This window comes from Serpens gallinarum, assembly GCF_014836765.1.
Taxonomy (GTDB): domain Bacteria; phylum Pseudomonadota; class Gammaproteobacteria; order Pseudomonadales; family Pseudomonadaceae; genus Serpens; species Serpens gallinarum.
In genome coordinates this window covers 13856-28698 of the sequence record NZ_JACSQG010000001.1, presented here as the reverse complement: position 1 = coordinate 28698, position 14843 = coordinate 13856, and the positions used below count along the sequence as shown (strand labels likewise).

Annotated in this window: 10 protein-coding genes and 1 pseudogene; all 11 read left to right on the top strand. The window is 64.0% G+C overall.

Annotation, left to right across the window (positions count from 1 at the left end; translation table 11 throughout):
- Nucleotides 1-84 precede the first annotated feature (84 nt).
- Entirely contained in the window at nucleotides 85-987 is a 903-nt protein-coding gene (locus H9642_RS00115; RefSeq protein ID WP_251834386.1) for a D-hexose-6-phosphate mutarotase, read from the top strand.
- A gap of 309 nt (nucleotides 988-1296) precedes the next feature.
- The gene (gene tssA, locus H9642_RS00110) at nucleotides 1297-2859 is read left to right on the top strand and encodes a type VI secretion system protein TssA (RefSeq protein ID WP_251834385.1); all 1563 of its coding nucleotides are present in this window, start codon (nucleotides 1297-1299) and stop codon (nucleotides 2857-2859) included.
- 17 nt (nucleotides 2860-2876) lie between these two features.
- Nucleotides 2877-3380, top strand: coding sequence for a type VI secretion system contractile sheath small subunit (tssB, locus tag H9642_RS00105; RefSeq protein ID WP_251834384.1), 504 nt, complete (start codon nucleotides 2877-2879; stop codon nucleotides 3378-3380).
- Between the two features lie 23 nt (nucleotides 3381-3403).
- Nucleotides 3404-4882 (top strand): type VI secretion system contractile sheath large subunit, encoded by a 1479-nt coding sequence (tssC, locus tag H9642_RS00100; RefSeq protein ID WP_251834383.1) that lies wholly within the window; start codon nucleotides 3404-3406, stop codon nucleotides 4880-4882.
- A 6-nt stretch (nucleotides 4883-4888) separates the two neighbouring features.
- Nucleotides 4889-5293: a type VI secretion system baseplate subunit TssE gene (tssE, locus tag H9642_RS00095; RefSeq protein WP_251834382.1), complete on the top strand. Its 405-nt coding sequence runs from the start codon at nucleotides 4889-4891 to the stop codon at nucleotides 5291-5293.
- A gap of 13 nt (nucleotides 5294-5306) precedes the next feature.
- Nucleotides 5307-5582 carry a PAAR domain-containing protein gene (locus H9642_RS00090; RefSeq protein WP_251834381.1) on the top strand — a complete coding sequence of 92 codons (276 nt, stop codon included), beginning with the start codon at nucleotides 5307-5309 and terminating at the stop codon, nucleotides 5580-5582.
- 1 nt (nucleotide 5583) lies between these two features.
- On the top strand, nucleotides 5584-7374 hold the full coding sequence (gene tssF / locus H9642_RS00085; protein ID WP_251834380.1) for a type VI secretion system baseplate subunit TssF: 1791 nt from the start codon (nucleotides 5584-5586) through the stop codon (nucleotides 7372-7374).
- The gene (gene tssG, locus H9642_RS00080) at nucleotides 7338-8363 is read left to right on the top strand and encodes a type VI secretion system baseplate subunit TssG (RefSeq protein WP_251834379.1); all 1026 of its coding nucleotides are present in this window, start codon (nucleotides 7338-7340) and stop codon (nucleotides 8361-8363) included. Before tssF ends, tssG begins: the two co-directional genes overlap by 37 nt.
- 3 nt (nucleotides 8364-8366) lie before the next feature.
- Entirely contained in the window at nucleotides 8367-10946 is a 2580-nt protein-coding gene (tssH, locus tag H9642_RS00075) for a type VI secretion system ATPase TssH (protein ID WP_251834378.1), read from the top strand.
- Nucleotides 10933-12462, top strand: a complete 1530-nt coding sequence (locus H9642_RS00070; protein ID WP_251834377.1) for a sigma-54 interaction domain-containing protein — start codon at nucleotides 10933-10935, stop codon at nucleotides 12460-12462. The genes tssH and H9642_RS00070 overlap by 14 nt, the downstream gene beginning before the upstream one ends.
- A gap of 11 nt (nucleotides 12463-12473) precedes the next feature.
- Nucleotides 12474-14552, top strand: a pseudogene (locus H9642_RS00065) (type VI secretion system Vgr family protein); the annotation flags it as partial.
- Nucleotides 14553-14843: the final 291 nt, after the last annotated feature.

The following is a 14843-nucleotide window of genomic DNA, read 5'->3' as shown; positions in this document are numbered from 1 at the left end:
CATAACGCCCGTCCTTGACGGGCGTTTTGCTTTGCGCAGGCTTAGGATTACTGCACAGCCCTATAACGAACCAAGGAGACGACCGTGACCACCAGCATCGAACTGCAGCAGATCGGCGACCTCCCCTGCTGGCAAATCACCCATCAGGGCGCCCAGTTGCTGATCGCCGAACAGGGCGCGCAAGTTCTCGCCTACCAGCGAGACGATAACCCGCCGCTGATCTGGCTCAGCGACCAGGCCGAATATCACAAGGGCCAAGGCCTGCGCGGCGGGGTACCCGTGTGCTGGCCCTGGTTCGGTGCGCTGGAACGCAATCCTGCCGAGGTACAGGCGATGCACCAGGGCACCGTGCCGGCACCCGCCCACGGCTTGGTGCGTACGCTCGACTGGCGGTTGCAGGACATCAGCGAACAGGACGGCGCGGTCATTGCCGAATTCTGCTTCGACAGCCGCGACCAACCATTAGCGGACTGGCCCCACGCGGTCGAACTGAGCCTGCGCATCCGCCTCGACCAGCGCCTGCACCTGGAGTTGACCAGCCACAACCATGGCCCGCAGCCGGTGTTTCTCAGCCAGGCCCTGCACGCCTACTTCGCCGTCAGCAACATCCACGACGTGCAAGTCGAAGGCCTGCACGGCTGCCGCTACATCGACACCCTGCAAAATTGGGAAAGTCGCTTGCAACAAGGCCCCCTGCACTTTACCGGCGAAACCGACCGCATCTACCTCGACGTACCCAGCCAGGTGAACATCCGCGACCCGCACTGGCATCGCCGCATCCACCTGCAGAGCAGCGGCTCGCACTCCGCTGTGGTGTGGAATCCGTGGACCGAGAAAAGCCGACTTTTATCGCAATTCGCCGCCGATGCCTGGCAAGGCATGCTGTGCATCGAAACGGCTAATGTGCTGGAAGATAGAATTGAGTTGGCGCCGGGTGGAAAACACCGCTTGACGTTAACGTTATGGGAAAGTTCCCTAGACATATAAACCACGACATATATAACAGATATATATCGGCGCCAACCTGCTGTAATCAGCTCATAATTAGAATGATCGCTCTAATTATTTGAGACGTGATTAAAGCTTTGTCTTTTTTGCCCCAAATCTAATTTTTATTAAATGGCTAAAACCCCTAACAGTTCACGCCATTGAACTTGTTCTATCTGACCAGCCGCTCTAGGATGCCGCCCTTCCTGCAGTGCGTAATGCTTGCGCCTAAATAGCGCAACTTGTTGCGCACTTAATTAATTATAAAAAATACCCCCGGCGCTAATTGCGCCTGCGGCGAGTCATGGAATGACCTATTCAAGCGCGCTCCATTCACATTATGTACAACTGGCCAATCTCCCCATTCGCCCCGACAACTTCGCGGGCGACGATGCGCGCTATTCCTCCGAATATGAATATCTAGAGCGGCAACTACAAAACGCCTCGTCCATTCATGCCGATGGCGCTGTCGATTGGCCGCATATGCTCGACGCCTGCGCAGCGCTGCTCGCCTCGCAATCCAAGGATCTGCGCGTAGCGGCCTGGTTGACCTGGGGCCTGTTACAGCAGGAAGCCTTGCCTGGCCTGCATGCTGGCCTCGGCATACTGCGGCACCTGTGCGTGCACCATTGGGACGATCTGCACCCCCGCAAACCGCGCACCCGGGCGGCTGCGCTTAACTGGTTGGTACCGCGCCTTGAGCAGGCGTTGAACGAAGAGCTGCCCCCAGGCGAGCAACCAGCATTGCTCCAGTCTCTGGCCGAACACCTGCGCGATCTGGATGCCTGCCTGAGCCAACACCTGGCCGACGACGCGCCGCTGTTGCTGCCGCTGTCCCGGCGCCTGACGGATCTGCTGAATACCACGCGACAAAGCCCCGCAGTGGCGCCCGCAGAAACACCGACAGTCGCCACGGCGCAGTCGATAACGCCGTCTGCTCCAGCCGCGCCCGGAGTGGTGCACAACGACAAGGACGCCCACAAGTGCCTGCGCCAGCTGCAAGACCAGGCACGCCCCCTGTGCGCCTGGTGGCTCGCTCGCCAAGCCGGCGACGTACGCGCCCTACGCCTGTCGCGCACCCTGTTGTGGCTGCCGATTGACAGCGTGCCGGAGCACAACGCCGAGCAGATCACCGCCTTGCGCGGCTTGCCGGTCGACAAGCTGGTCCAGTTTCAAGAACGCTTTCAGCAAGGCCGGCACACCGAGTTGCTGGTCGAGCTGGAGGCGAGTCTCGCCCGCGCGCCGTTCTGGCTAGATGGCCAACACCGCGTCTGGGAATGCTTGCACGCCCTGGATGCCACGCCCGCCCTGCAGGAAGTGGAGATTCAGCTGGCGCTGTTTCTGCAGCGTATACCGGGCCTCGACGAACTGCGTTTTCACGACGGCACGCCCTTCGCCTCGGAGGCCACCCGCGCCTGGATCAGCGCGCGTGTCATGCCCCATGTACAGGCGCCGCAGGCTGCACCGGCTTCCTCGCCTCCGCCTGCTGACGGCGCAGCCCCGTGGGAAACCGCCCTGCAGGAGGTTCTGCCCCTGCTGCGCAAGGAGGGGCTCAAGCCCGCCGTGCGACAGCTCAGCCAAGGCTTGGCCAGCGCGCGCGGCGGTCGGGAGACGTTCTTTTGGCAGCTTGCCCTGGCCCGCCTGTGCCACCAGGCCAAGCAGTACGAACTGGCCAAGGTCCAGCTCGAAACACTTGACCAGAAGCTACAAGCCAGCGGCTTGGACGCCTGGGAACCCAATCTCGCCCTGGACATCCTGCACCTGCTGTACGCGTGCTACGAGCGATTGCAGCAGCACGCCGGTGTGCGGGAACGCAAGGACGAGATTTACCGCAGGCTGTGCCACCTTGATCTCGGCGCGGCACTGGAATAACCACAAAGGAGAGAACCATGGCCAAAGAAGGCTCGGTCGCACCCAAGGAACGCATCAACGTCACCTTCAAGCCCGCCACCGGCAATGCCCAGGAAGAGCTGGAACTGCCGCTCAAATTGCTGGTGCTCGGCGACTTCACCCAGCGCGCCGACGACCGCAAGATCGAGGACCGCAAGCCGATCGCTATCGACAAGGGCAGCTTCGACGAGGTGCTCGCCAAGCAGGAGTTGAGCCTGTCGTTCACCGTGGCGAACCGCCTCCAGGACGACGCCAGCGACGACCTGGCCGTGGAATTGCGCCTCAACTCAATGAAGGATTTCAACCCGGCCAGCCTGGTCGAGCAGGTTCCCGAACTGAAAAAGCTCATGGACCTGCGTGACGCGCTGGTGGCCCTGAAAGGCCCGCTGGGCAATACCCCGGCCTTTCGCAAGGCGATTGAAAGCGTGCTGGCCGACGACGATGCCCGCGAACGCGTGCTGGGTGAACTCGGTCTTGCCGCCCAACAACCGCTGGATGCCTGAACATTTCACAAGGACTTGAACCCATGACCACTTCCGCATCGCTTGCCGAACCGGGCAACAGCCTCGCCGACGTCGGCATCCTCGACCGCATCATTGCCGAAACCCGCCTGACCCCCGATGACGACACCTATGACATCGCCAAGCGCGGCGTCTCGGCCTTTATCGAGGAGCTGCTCAAGCCGCATAACCAGCACGAGCCGGTAAAAAAGGCCCTGGTCGATCGCATGATCGCCGAGATCGACGCCACGCTCAGCCGGCAGATGGATGAGATCCTCCATCATCCGAGCTTCCAGTCGCTGGAATCCGCCTGGCGCGGTCTCAAGCTGCTGGTGGATCGCACCAACTTTCGCGAGAACATCAAGCTGGAAGTGCTCAACGCCTCCAAGCAGGACCTGCTCGAGGACTTCGAGGACAGTCCGGAAGTCGTCCAGTCCGGTCTGTACAAGCACGTTTATACCGCCGAGTACGGCCAGTTCGGCGGCCAGCCGGTGGGCGCCCTGATCGCCAACTACTTCTTCGACCCCAGTTCCCCGGACATCAAGACCCTGCAGCATGTGGCCAGCGTCGCCAGCATGGCCCACGCACCCTTTATAGCCGCGGCCGGCCCCAAGTTCTTCGGCCTGGAGAGCTTCACCGGCCTGCCGGACGTGAAGGACCTCAAGGACCATTTCGAGGGCCCGCAATACGCCAAGTGGCAAGGCTTTCGCGAGCAGGAAGACGCCCGCTACGTTGGCCTCACCGTGCCGCGCTTCCTGCTGCGCACGCCCTATGACCCTGAAGACAACCCGGTGAAAACCTTCGTCTACAAGGAAACCGTGGCCGGCAGCCACGAGCATTACCTGTGGGGCAACACCGCATATACCTTCGCCAGCCGCCTGACCGACAGCTTCGCCAAGTACCGCTGGTGCCCGAACATCATCGGCCCGCAGAGCGGCGGCGCGGTGGACGACCTGCCGCTGCACCACTTCGAGAGCATGGGCGAGATCGAGACCAAGATTCCGACCGAGGTATTGGTTTCCGACCGTCGCGAGTACGAGCTGGCCGAGGAAGGCTTTATCGCCCTGACCATGCGCAAGGGCAGCGACAACGCCGCGTTCTTCTCCGCCAACTCGGCGCAAAAGCCCAAATTCTTCGGCAACAGCGAAGAAGGCAAGAATGCCGAACTGAACTACCGGCTCGGCACCCAGTTGCCCTACATGTTCATCGTCAACCGCCTGGCCCACTACCTGAAGGTGCTGCAGCGCGAGCAGATCGGCGCCTGGAAGGAACGCACCGACCTGGAGCTGGAGCTCAACAAGTGGATTCGCCAGTACGTGGCCGACCAGGAAAATCCCAATCCCGAAGTGCGCAGCCGCCGTCCGCTGCGCGCCGCCCAGGTGATCGTTAATGAGGTAGCGGGCGAGCCGGGCTGGTTCCGCGTCACCCTCAACGTGCGACCGCACTTCAAGTACATGGGCGCCGATTTCACCTTGTCGCTGGTCGGCAAGCTGGATAAGGAATAACCCGCAGTGAGCTATGGCAGCCTGTTCGAACGCCTGGGCGGCACCACCGTGCAGCGCGCCGGGCACAGTCTGGAAGTGGCTGCCATGGCCTCGGTGGCCGCCCATCTAAGCCAGATGCTGAGCACCCGCGCGGGCAGCGTGCAAACGCTGCCCGACTACGGATTGCCTGACCTGAACGATATGCGCTTGTCGCTGCACGACTCGCTGCAGCAGGCGCGCCTGGCCATTGAACGCTTCATCGAATCCTATGAACCGCGCCTGAGCCGCGTGCGGGTGGTGTCATTGCCCCGCGCCCACGATCCCCTGCGCCTGGCCTTCGCCATCGAAGGCTGGCTCGCAGTGGAAGGCGTCAACCGCCACGTGAGCTTTTCCGCCAGCCTGGATGGCAGCGGACAGGTTCAGGTGCAGTAACAGGAGAACACGGATGTCTGCTAAACCTGCCGCCCGCGTCAATGACCCCACCGCGTGCCCGCTTCCCGGCCACGGCAACAACCCGATTACCGCCGGCTCACCCGACGTGCTGATCGAAGGCCTGCCCGCCGCGCGCCTGGGCGATCCCACCGGTTGTGGCAGCACATTGGCCAGCGCCGTGGCTTCAACGGTGCTGATCAATGGCAAACCGGCAGCCGTACAGGGCTCAATGGGCAGCCATGGCAATGTGGTGACGGCAGGCGCCGGCACCGTACTGATCGGCGCTTGAAATGTCCTTCAACTCCTACTACCAGAGCGAACTCAGCGCCCTGCGCCAGCTCGGCAAGCGTTTTGCCGAGCGCAATCCGGCGTTGGCGCCATTCCTCGGGCAGAGCGGGCGCGACCCAGATGTCGAGCGGCTGCTGGAAGGGTTCGCCTTTCTCAGCGGACGGCTGCGTCAGAAGCTTGATGACGAATTGCCGGAGCTGACCCATTCGCTGATGCATTTGCTGTGGCCGAACTACATGCGTCCGCTGCCGGGCTTCAGCATGCTGCAATTCGACCCGCTCAAACGTCCCGGCCCGGCATTGACCGTGCCGCGCCATACGCCGGTAGAGGCGCGACCGGTGCAGGGGGTGACCTGCCGTTTTCGCACCTGCCAGACCACCGAGGTGTTGCCACTGGCGTTGCAGGCGCTGGACTATGCGGTCAAGGGCGACGGCGCGTTGCTCAGCCTGCGCCTGGCCATGAGTGCCGACGGTCACCTCGGCGAGCTTGGGCTCAGCCGACTGCGGCTTCACCTGGCGGGCGAACGGCATATCAGCCAGATGCTCTATCTGGCCTTGTTGCGCAACTTGGGTGGCATCGAAGTAGTGCTGCTGGATGCCGCCGGCGCGCCGTTGCAGGAGGCCGACGGCCAGCCCGTCGCGGGTATCCAACTGAAGAGCGATCAGGTGCACCCGGTGGGTTTCGCGGAAGACGAAGCACTGGTGCCTTACCCGCTCAACACCTTTCGCGGCTATCGCCACCTGCAGGAATACTTCGCCTTCGAGGAGAAATTCCTCTTCGTCGACCTGCTCGGCCTCGACGCGATCGGGCGTCAGCCGCAGGCGCTGCTCAAGCGTGCGCGTGGCCTGCTGCTGCGCTTCGACATTCGCAAGGCCGACGGCCAGCGGATCCGCCCGACGGTGGACAACGTGCGCCTGTACTGCACGCCGGTGGCCAACCTGTTCGCCCACGACGCCACGCCGATCCGCCTGGACGGCAAGCAGGACCAGTACCGGCTGCTGCCGGCTGAATACGACACGCAGCAGTGCGGAGTGTTTGCCGTCGAGCGAGTCACGGGCTGGAAGCCGGGCGGCATGGGCTACGAGGAATACGTACCGTTCGAATCCTTCGAGCACGACCCAAGTTTTGACGTGCCGCTGGCGCGCCCGCACTACAGCGTGCGCCAGCAACCCTCGCTGTTCGGCGACGGCCTGGAAACCTGGCTGAGCTTCGGCCAACGCAGCCTCGATTCGCACGAGACGCTGTCCATCGAGCTGACCTGCACCAACCAGAACCTGCCGCGCCAGCTCAAGCTCGGCGACATCTGCCTGCCCAGCGAGGACACCCCGGAATTCCTCACCTTCCGCAATATCAGCGCGGTGACACCCAGCTACGCCCCGCCGCTGCACGGCGATTATTTATGGCGGCTGATTTCCAACCTGTCGCTGAACTACCTGTCGCTGGCCAACGTCGAGGCGCTCAAGGTGATTCTGGAAACCTACGACCTGCCGCGCCACTACGACAAACACGCCGCCAATGTCAGCCGCCAGCGGCTCGGCGGGCTGAAGCAGATTGCTCATCAGCACATCGACCGCCTACACCGCGGCCTGCCGGTGCGCGGCGTGCGCACCGAGCTGAGCATGGATCTGGAGGGCTTTCTGGGCGAAGGCGATCTGTTCCTATTCGCCTCGGTGCTCAATGAGTTCTTTGCCCTGTACGCCAGCCTCAATTCGTATCACGAGCTGCACGTGCGCAGCCTGCAAGGAGAGGTGTACCAATGGTCGCCGCGCATGGGTCAGCAACCGCTGCTGTGACATCGCTCAGCCCGCGCATCCGCGAGTACAGCCTGTTCCAGGGCGTACTGTTGGTGCTCGACCGGCTGCGCACCGCACATCCGCACCTGGACGACGAAGCGCTCTATGAGCGGCTGGAGCTCCAGGCCAACCCGAGCCTGGGATTTCCCGGCAGCGATATCGAGCGCGTGGAGTTCTTCGAGGAACACGGCGAGCTACGCGCACGCCTGTGCATCAATCTGCCGAGCCTGGTGGGCGCTGGCTCGCCGCTGCCGGCCTTTTATGGCGAGCAGGCCCTGGGCGATGATGAAAGCGGCAATCCCACCCGTGAATTTCTCGACCTGTTCAACCACCGCCTGCAGCGGCTGTTGCTGCCCATCTGGCAGAAATACCGCTATCACGCCCGCTTCAGCGCCGGTGCCAGCGACCCGTTCTCCGCTCAGCTGTTCGCTCTGATCGGCCTGGGCGGCGCGCCCATCCGCGACAGTGCCGAGCTGAACTGGAAACGCCTGCTGCCCTACCTGGGCCTGCTCAGCCAGCGCGCTCATTCGGCGGCACTAATCGAGTCAGTGCTGCGTTATTACTTCAAACATGCCGCGTTGACCCTCGAGCAATGCTTGGAGCGGCGTGTGGACATCCTGCCCGACCAGCTCAACCGCCTGGGCCTGGGCAACAGCCAGCTGGGCGAAAACCTGGTGCTCGGCGAGCACGTGCGTGATCGCGGCGGCAAATTCCGCATTCACATCCATCAGCTGTCCTGGCAGCGCTTCCACGATTTCTTGCCGACCGGCAGCGCCTATCAGCCGCTCTGTGCGTTGGTGCGTTTCATCCTGCGCGACCCGCTGGACTACGACATCACCCTGGAATTGCACCGCGACGACCACCCGGACAGGCAATTGCGGCTCTCCGCTGACAGTCAGTGCAGCCTCGGCTGGACCAGTTGGCTGGGCCATACACAGACCGACGCCCTCGTCACCCTGCGCAGCGCCCCCCTCTTCATTAAGGATTGATGAATGCTCAATGTCGATTTGCAACAGCTCGTCCAGGCTCTGGATGCCGCCACCAAGCGGGACCTGGAAACCGCCGCCGAACGCTGCGTAGTCCGCGGCGGCAGCAAGATTCTCGTCGAGGACCTGCTGCTCGGTCTGCTGGAACGCCCCCAGGGCCTGCTTGAGCGCGCCCTGCAGGACGCCGAAATCGAGCCCGGCGAGCTGGCCCGCGTGCTGCACCCCCGGGGCGAGGCCAGCGAATCGCGCAACCCGGTGTTTGCCAACGAACTGGTGCAGTGGCTGCAGGACGCGCTGCTGCTGGCCAGCCTGGAACTGGGCCAGCCGCGCATCGACGAGGCCGCGTTGATCCTCGCGCTGCTGCGCAATCCACTGCGCTATGCCGGCAGTCATTACCAGCCGCTGCTGGCCCGACTCAACGTCGAACGTCTGCGCGAGTTCGCCCTGGCCGCGCAACCGCAGCAGCCAGGACAATCCCCGGCCCACGGTGAATCGGCCCTGCAGCGCTTTACCCACAACTTCACCCAGCAGGCACGCGACGGCAAACTCGACCCGGTGCTGTGCCGCGACAACGCGATCCGCCAGATGGTCGATATCCTCGCCCGCCGGCGCAAGAACAACCCCATCGTGGTCGGCGAGGCCGGCGTGGGCAAGACCGCCATCGTCGAGGGCCTGGCCCTGCGCATTGCCAGCGGTGAAGTGCCTGACATTCTTAAAGGCGTCGAACTGTTGTGCCTGGACCTCGGCCTGCTGCAGGCCGGCGCCAGCGTCAAAGGCGAGTTCGAACGCCGCCTGCAGGGTGTGATTGACGAGGTCAAGGCCGCGCCCAAACCCATCATCCTGTTCATCGACGAGGCACACACGCTGATCGGCGCCGGCGGCCAGGCCGGCAGCGGCGATGCCGCCAACCTGCTCAAACCGGCCCTGGCACGCGGCGAGCTGCGCACCATCGCCGCCACCACCTGGAGCGAATACAAGAAGTACTTCGAGAAGGACCCGGCCCTGGCGCGGCGTTTCCAGCCGGTGCAGTTGCACGAGCCAACGGTGGACGAGGCGGTGACCATCTTGCGCGGGCTCGCGCCGGTGTATGAAAAAAGCCACGGCATCTACCTGCGTGACGACGCAGTGGTCGCCGCCGCCGAGCTGTCGGCGCGTTACCTGGCCGGACGGCAACTGCCGGACAAGGCGGTGGACGTGCTCGACACCGCCTGCGCCCGGGTGCGCATCAGCCTGGCCGCCGCGCCCGAAGCGCTGGAGCGCCTGCGCGGCGAAATCGCCGAGGGTGAGCGCCAAGTGCTGGCCCTGCGCCGCGACCTGGACGCCGGCCTGCTGGTGGATACCGAGGCCCTCGCCCAGCTGGAACAGCGCCTGACGCAGGCTGCTATCGAACGCGAACAGCTGGAACGCCGCTGGGCACAGCAACGGACATTGGCCGAACGCCTGCTCGAACTGCGCCAGCAGTGCGCCGAGGCCCGGCTGGCCGACACGCCCGCAGACGCGCTGCAAGCCCTGGACAATCAACTGCGCGCCACCCAGGCAGAACTGGCCACGGCCCAGGCCGCCGAGCGCCTGGTCAGCCATGAAGTCAGCCCGCGCCTGGTCGCCGAGGTGATCAGCCACTGGACCGGTGTGCCGCTGGCGCAGCTGGCCCGCGAACACAGCACAAAAATCGCCACCTTTGCCGATGATCTGCGCGAGCGGGTGCGCGGTCAGGGGCAGGCCATCGCCGCCCTGGATCGCGCCATGCGCGCCAGCGCCGCCGGGCTCAACAAGCCTGATGCGCCGGTCGGCGTGTTTTTGCTGGTCGGCCCCAGCGGGGTCGGCAAGACCGAAACCGCCCTGGCCCTGGCCGATCTGCTGTACGGCGGCGAGCGTTTCCTCACCACCGTCAACATGTCGGAATTCCAGGAAAAGCACACCGTTTCGCGGCTGATCGGCGCGCCACCGGGCTATGTCGGCTATGGCGAGGGCGGCATGCTCACCGAGGCGGTGCGCCAGAAGCCCTACTCGGTGATCCTCCTCGACGAGGTGGAAAAGGCCGATCCGGAGGTGATGAACGTCTTCTACCAGATCTTCGACAAGGGCGTAGCCAACGATGGCGAAGGCCGCGAGATCAACTTTCGCAATTGCCTGATCCTGATGACCTCCAACCTGGCCAGCGAGCGCATCGCCAGCCTGTGCGCCGGCGATCTGCTTCCTGAGGCGGAGGCTCTGGAACGAGCGATCCGCCCAGCGCTCAGCCAGCACTTCAAACCCGCCCTGCTGGCGCGCATGCGCGTGGTGCCTTACTACCCGGTGGCCGGCGAGGTGCTCAACGAGCTGGTCGAACTCAAGCTGGCGCGCTTCGGCGAACGCCTGCAACGCCGTCAGGTGCGCTTCAGCCACTGCGCCCACCTGATCACCCACCTGGCCGAGCGCTGCACCCACAGCGACAGCGGCGCACGACTGATCGATCAACTGCTCGACCTGCATCTGCAACCGCTGGTGGTCGACCGCCTGCTCGACGCCATGGCCGGCGGCGAACCTCTGCAGCACGTTCACGCCACCCTCGACAGTGAAGGAGGCCTACTCTGTGAGTTCGCTTGAAATCCCCACCCGCCTCACGCCGATCGCTCAACCGCTGCGCCATGCCGAGGCGCTGCTGACGCACCTCACCGAACTGGCCCATGCCACCAGCAGTGAACGACTGCTGGCCGGCCTGGTGCAGGCGGCTGCGCAACTGTCAGGTTGCGAGCTCAGCCAGTTGTACCTGCTGGACGACACCCATACGCGCCTGTGGTTGTGCGCTGAATGGCACGATGGGCTGCTGCAGCCTCGCGAGGCGGCTAGCCTGCCGAGCGATTACGACGGCGAGCAACTGCTGCAATTTTCCCTGTGCCAGAACCGCACGTTGTTTTTGGGCGAGCTGGATACGCGCCTGCACAACACCGGTTTCCTGCCGGCCAGCCCGCATGCCTGGCGCAGCCTGCTGTGCTGTCCGCTGCTAGATAAACAGGGCAAGGTCGGCGGCCTACTGGTGCTCGCCAGCCGTCACGCCCACGCCTTGCAAAGCGTTGCCGACGCGCTGGGCCAGCTGGGCACCTTCGCCCTCGCCCAACTCAAGCTGCTGCGCCGCTTGCACGCTCCGCAAGACGACGGCCCGCTCACTACCGCCCCCTGCGCCAGCGGCTATGGACTGATCGGCGACAGCCCCAGCATGCGCGCCTTGTATCGCCTGATCGGCAAGGTACTGCACAACCCGGTCAGCGTGCTGATCACCGGTGAAACCGGCACCGGCAAGGAGCTGGTGGCGCGCGCGATCCATGACTGCGGCCTGCGCCGCAGCAAAGCGTTCATCGTGCAGAACTGCGCCTCGCTGCCGGAAAGCCTGCTGGAAAGCGAGCTGTTCGGCTACCGCAAAGGCGCGTTCACCGGCGCCGACCGTGACCGGAGCGGCCTGCTGGACGCCGCCCACGGCGGTACGCTGTTCCTCGATGAGATCGGCGACATGCCACTGATCCTGCAGGCCAAGCTGTTGCGCGTGCTGCAGGAAGGCGAGGTCCGCCCGCTGGGCGCCACCGAACCCCATACCGTCGACGTGCGCATCATTGCCGCCACCCACCGCGACCTGCGCGCCTTGGTGGAAAAGGGCCAGTTCCGCGAAGACCTGTTTTACCGCCTGGCCAACTTCCCCATCGAACTGCCGCCGCTGCGCGAACGCGACGAAGACATCCTGCGCCTGGCTCGGCATTTCGCCGATGCCGCCTGCGCCTTGCTGCAGCGCGAGGCCAGCCGCTGGTCTGCGGCGGCGCTGGAACACCTGGCCACCTATGCCTTCCCCGGCAATGTGCGCGAACTCAAGGGCATGGTGGAGCGCGCGGTGCTGCTGTGCGACGGCAACGAGCTGCTGCCGGAACACTTCAACCTGCCGCAGACCAACGAGCCTGTGGCCTCCGGTAGCGGCCTGCGCGAACGCCTGGAGCGGGTCGAGCGCAACCTGTTGCTGGACTGCCTGCGCAAGAACGGCGGCAACCAGACCCAGACCGCCCGCGAACTGGAGCTTCCGCGTCGCACGCTGCTGTACCGCATGGAGCGCCTGAAGATCAGCGCCGCCGATCTATGAGGCTCAAGGAGATGAGCATGTCCACGCAGAATCATTTCACTCTCGACCTTCAGGGTATCGCCCACGACTTCAAGGTGCTCGCATTCCACGGCCGCGAAGCGATCAGCCAGCCCTATCGCTTTGTACTGGAACTGGTCAGCGAACGCCCGGATCTCGACCTAGACAACCTGCTCGGGCAACCGGCCTTTCTGGCGTATTCCACGAGCGGCAGCGGTGTGCACGGGCTGATCGAACAGATCGCCCAAGGCGACTCGGGCTCGCGCCTGACGCGTTATCACCTGACTCTGGCGCCGCAACTGAGCCAGCTCGCCCTGCGCCGCAACTCGCGGATTTTCCAGCACCTGACGGTGCCGCAGATCATCGCTCAACTCCTCGAAGAGCACGGCATCCAGGCTGATGCCTACCGGTTCCAGCTGGGCCCGACCGTCTATCCGGCCCGCGACTATTGCGTGCAATACGGCGAAACGGACCTGCATTTTGTGCAGCGTCTGTGTGAAGAGGAAGGCCTGCATTACCACTTCCAGCACAATGCCGAGGCTCATGTGCTGGTGTTTGGCGATGATCAGACAGGGTTCCCCAAACCGGGCCGGCCCACCGCCTACCTGCCGGATTCCGGCATGGTCGCCACCGAGCCGGTGATCAAGCATTTTGGCGTGCGCCTGGAAACCCGCACCAGCGCCGTCATCCGCCGCGACTACGACTTCCAGAAACCTCGCCTGCAGCTGGAGAGCAGTGTCTCCAGCCAGAGAGACCCGGTGCTGCAGGACTACGCCTTTCCCGGACATTTCACCGAACGCAGCCGTGGCAAACATCTGGCTCAGCGGACCCTTGAGCGCCACCGCGCCGATTATCAGCAGGCTGCGGGCAACAGCGACCAGCCCCTGCTGGGCTGCGGGCATTTCCTTGAAATGAGCGAGCACCCGCGCGCCGAGTGGAACCAGTTGTGGTTGTTGACCGAGGTTGAGCACCAAGGCAAGCAACCGCAGGTGCTAGAAGAGGTGATGACCAGCGACACCATCCCGGCCGACGGTTTTCAGCAGGGCTACCGCAACCGCTTCACCGCCACGCCCTGGGACGTGCCATTCCGCCCGCCGCTAAAACACCCCAAGCCCCGCCTGCTCGCGGCGCAAAGCGCGGTGGTCACCGGACCGGCTGGCGAGGAGATCCATTGCGACGCATACGGCCGGGTCAAGGTTCGCTTCTTTTGGGACAGAGAGCATTGGGATCGCGACGGCCAAGGCGATGACAAGAGCAGTTGCTGGCTGCGCGTGGCCAGCGGCTGGGCAGGCGATAGATACGGCAGCCTCGCCATCCCCCGCGTGGGCATGGAAGTGCTGGTCAGTTTCCTGGAAGGCGACCCGGACCAGCCGCTGATCACCGGCTGCCTGTATCACAAGACAAACCCGGTGCCCTACGACCTGCCGGCGCACAAAACTCGCAGCCTGTTTAAAACGCTCAGCTCACCCGGTGGCGGTGGTAGCAATGAACTGCGTATCGAAGACAAGCAAGGCGCCGAGCACATATACCTGCATGCCCAGCGCGACTGGGAGCAGCACATCCGCCGCGACCAGACCCTGCACGTCGGTCATCAGCGCCACGACACCGTGGTTGCCAACAGCTACAGCGAATTCAAGGCTGAAGAACACCACACCACCCACGGCGACCGGCGCTGCGAAGTCCGCGCCGACGACCACCTCAGCATCGGCGCCAGCCGACACACCAGCATCGGCACGGGCCTGTTCACCGAAGCCGGCGACGAAATTTACTACCACGCCGGCAGTAAAGTGGTCATCGACGCCGGCATGGAACTCACCGCCAGCGGCGGGGGCAGCTGGCTGAAGCTTGATCCGGGTGGCGTCAGTCTCAGCGGCGCGACGATCAAGATCAATTCCGGCGGGGCGCCGGGCACTGGATCGCACATCAAGATCAAACCACCCGTTATTCCGGGAGCGGTGGAGCAGGGTAAGGCCGGAGAGAAGCTCCGGCTCGCCTTGGCCAACGTCCAACTGCAAATGGCCCGCAAGGCGCGCCAGCTTGGCGCAAGCCGCTGCCCTATTTGCGAGGCCTGCCGAGAAGGCATTTGTGCGGTGCAGCCGAGCGCATTAACCACATCGCCTAACCATACATTGGCACCTGCACGCGCTACGGCAAAACCTGTCACCGCATCCAACACTGCGACACCAGCCACAAGCGGCCCCGGTAAATGGGTGACCCAGGAGGTTGATTACCATGGCGTCCGAAATACGGGAATGCTGCTTATCAATCGCCTCGCATCAATGAGCGACCAAGGTCGAGCTTTTGGTTCAGACGGAAAGGACTATCAGCACACCAAGCGCACCATGATCCAGACTTGGCAACCGCTGGGAGACAACGAACAGCAC

Excerpts from the sequence above, each read along its gene's own strand:
- tssA (WP_251834385.1), top strand. The coding sequence starts at position 1,297 with ATGACCTATTCAAGCGCGCTCCATTCACATTATGTACAACTGGCCAAT.
- tssB (WP_251834384.1), top strand. The coding sequence starts at position 2,877 with ATGGCCAAAGAAGGCTCGGTCGCACCCAAGGAACGCATCAACGTCACC.
- tssC (WP_251834383.1), top strand. The coding sequence starts at position 3,404 with ATGACCACTTCCGCATCGCTTGCCGAACCGGGCAACAGCCTCGCCGAC.
- H9642_RS00090 (WP_251834381.1), top strand. The coding sequence starts at position 5,307 with ATGTCTGCTAAACCTGCCGCCCGCGTCAATGACCCCACCGCGTGCCCG.
- tssF (WP_251834380.1), top strand. The coding sequence starts at position 5,584 with ATGTCCTTCAACTCCTACTACCAGAGCGAACTCAGCGCCCTGCGCCAG.
- tssG (WP_251834379.1), top strand. The coding sequence starts at position 7,338 with ATGGTCGCCGCGCATGGGTCAGCAACCGCTGCTGTGACATCGCTCAGC.
- tssH (WP_251834378.1), top strand. The coding sequence starts at position 8,367 with ATGCTCAATGTCGATTTGCAACAGCTCGTCCAGGCTCTGGATGCCGCC.